This is a genomic window from Pseudomonas sp. NFX98 (genome assembly GCF_047784845.1).
Taxonomy (GTDB): Bacteria; Pseudomonadota; Gammaproteobacteria; order Pseudomonadales; family Pseudomonadaceae; genus Aquipseudomonas.
The window spans coordinates 1-1,128 of sequence record NZ_JBLNNF010000047.1 but is presented as its reverse complement, the minus strand read 5'-3'; the positions used below and the strand labels follow the sequence as shown (position 1 = coordinate 1,128).

The following is a 1,128-nucleotide window of genomic DNA, read 5'->3' as shown; positions in this document are numbered from 1 at the left end:
CGCAGTACAGATCCGTGGGAGATTTCGCCCCTCCTCCTTTCACCCAAGCGCCGATAAAGAATGCATCTGGCTAGACCGACGATAGGAACAAGCCTGCGCCTCTGGGTGAGCCCTTCAAGTGCTCAAAACCATATCTCGGGGGATGTTCAATGGCAATGCCGGTTTCTGCTATCAAGCCAATCGTGGGCGTGGATGTCGCCAAGAGTGAGTTGGTGATCTATCAGGCCGAACTGGATCTGCTTGAGACACTTCCCAATAACAAGCCAGCCATCAAGAAATGGCTGAAAGCCTTGCCGGCACCGGTCGATGTCGCGATTGAGTCGACCAATATCTATCACCTGGAGTTCGCCGACCTGGCCCATGAGGCCGGTTGCACCATTTACATGGTCGGCGGCTATGAACTGAGCCATTACCGCAAAGGTGTGAAGGTTCGCGCCAAAACGGACGCACTGGATGCCAAGTTGCTCGCTCGCTATCTGAAGAACGAGTATGAAGAGCTCCATCCATGGATTCCGCCATCACCGCTGTACCGTTGCCTCTTGAGCCTTTTCCGCCGGCGCGCAGCGCTGGTTCAGGCGCGGGTTGGCCTGGTACAGAGCTGGACAAATGAACCGCTGCTCAAAGCCGCTTTTGCCGAGCAAGTGGCCTCCATGCAGAGACTTGAAGGGCTGGTCGAGAAAATGATCAACGACCGCCTGAAAGAGGCCGGTTTGCTGGCCCAGTTGAAGCGTTGCATGGCAGTTGAAGGTATTGGTTTTCTGACTGGCGCGCGCTTGATCGCGGCCTTTCAGCGAGGTGATTTCAGAAACGCAGATGCCTTCATCGCGTTTTTGGGGATGGATTTGCGGGTGTCGCAGTCAGGACAAAAGGACGGCCGTCGCAGCCTGACAAAACGAGGCGATCCGGAAGCGCGTCGGCTGCTGCACAACGCCGCCATGTCGGCCAGCCGCACAGCTGCCTGGAAAGGGTTTTACCAAGAGCAAAGAGCTAAAGGGTTCAGTACCACGCAGGCCCTGGTGATACTGGCTCGCAAGCTTGCCCGGATCGTATTTGCACTGCTAAAAGGGCAAGGTGAATACCAACCGAAAGCAGGTTGAGGGCTTCCCCTCAACCATAGAATCTCCCACA

1 protein-coding gene is annotated in these 1,128 nt (G+C 55.9%); it reads left to right on the top strand.

The genetic code is table 11. The features are described from left to right. The first annotated feature begins 149 nt into the window (after positions 1–149). Positions 150–1,097 (top strand): IS110 family transposase, encoded by a 948-nt coding sequence (locus ACM110_RS29985; protein ID WP_416130627.1) that lies wholly within the window; start codon positions 150–152, stop codon positions 1,095–1,097. Positions 1,098–1,128 lie beyond the last annotated feature (31 nt).